The sequence below is a fragment of the Serratia sp. A07 genome (assembly GCF_058725505.1).
The window spans coordinates 1-928 of sequence record NZ_JBZXDO010000198.1 but is presented as its reverse complement, the minus strand read 5'-3'; the positions used below and the strand labels follow the sequence as shown (position 1 = coordinate 928).

General features: G+C 62.1%; 1 protein-coding gene. It reads right to left on the bottom strand.

The window, feature by feature from the left end; genetic code table 11:
- On the bottom strand, positions 1–746 hold a 746-nt coding region (locus AC4PR2_RS29200), incomplete at its 3' end, for a two-partner secretion domain-containing protein (RefSeq protein ID WP_492176088.1).
- Between the last annotated feature and the right edge of the window lie 182 nt (positions 747–928).

Below are 928 nucleotides of genomic sequence, written 5' to 3'. Positions count from 1 at the left end.
TCCACCGCGCGCGCCAGAATGTCGACGTACTCGGTATCATGACGGGCATCCCCGTTAAGTCCGCCCCCCTCGATGCGCACCACGCCGCGCTCAACCTGGTAGCCCGCCAGGCTGCCGTCGGCGTTCAGTTGCGGCTTGCCGGTGGTCAGGGTCATGCGCCCGGCGTTGATGGTGCCGCAGCCGTTGCAGACAATGCCGGCGGGGTTGGCCACAATCACCTGCGCCTTGCCGCCGGCCACTTCCATAAAACCGCGCAACTGGCTGGGATTGTTGCTGTTGACTTCGTTGAGGATGACGCGCGCCGGCGCGGAATTGGGATTGAGATTAGGGTTACCCTGGATCATCCCGGCCATCTGGGTCGAGGTCATCACCGCCGAGTTGTTGAGGATGGCGCCTTTGGCGTCAACATCGAACTGCTGGTACTGGTTGTGCGACACGCCGGCCTGGTTGGGGGCGGTGATGTTGACCTGCGGCAAGCCGTTCTGGGTATTGATGACCTCCGGCCGCTGGGAAGGATTGGCACCGCCGTCCGCCACAATGCCGTCTGCCATGACGGGGCCGGCGAACATGAGCAGCCCCAGCAGCCACACTGACCGACGCACGGTGACCCACAGACGACTTCCACCCGTTATCCCTGAACCGATGCGCTGCCCCGGTTCGCTGCTGCAGCTGCGGGCCAGTTCGGACACCACCCGCAGTTCCCCGTGAGTGCGGCTGAAGATAAGGCGATAACAATGTTTGTTCATGGGTCACATCCGTGAGAAAAGTCAGTCCAATCAGGTCAGTATCAGCAACGTTGCCGGTATCGCGATGTTCAGATTTCCAGATTTACGCTAAAACCCGCGGTCGCACCGGAGGTATGGAACCCTGCGGGCTTGTAGAGCGGCACGCCGGCAAACAGGTCATAGCTGAATCGCCCCCACAGCGC